This window comes from uncultured Jannaschia sp., assembly GCF_947494055.1.
Taxonomy (GTDB): Bacteria; Pseudomonadota; Alphaproteobacteria; order Rhodobacterales; family Rhodobacteraceae; genus Jannaschia.
Genome location: NZ_CANLTR010000271.1, coordinates 1 through 206 on the forward strand (window position 1 = coordinate 1; position 206 = coordinate 206).

Annotated in this window: 1 protein-coding gene; it reads right to left on the bottom strand. The window is 64.1% G+C overall.

Annotation, left to right across the window (positions count from 1 at the left end; all coding sequences use genetic code 11):
* Positions 1–206 (bottom strand): hypothetical protein (locus tag Q1A87_RS24120; RefSeq protein WP_299657490.1); only part of this gene is annotated, 206 nt, incomplete at both ends.

The window sequence follows — 206 nt, forward strand, 5'->3', positions numbered from 1 at the left end:
GACACGACGTAGTGACCCTGACGCACGGCATCCCGGTAGGTGACGGCCTCGTCGTGGGGCAGATTGAGATGGCCGATATCGTCGGCCCTGTCGGCCCCGCCGACCACCTCGACGTGATGCGAGGCGACACCGAGTTCCTCGATCTCGCGCTTCACGAGGTTTGCGACATCCGCGGTGCGGTAGATGGCTGTAATGGTCCGGCTCAT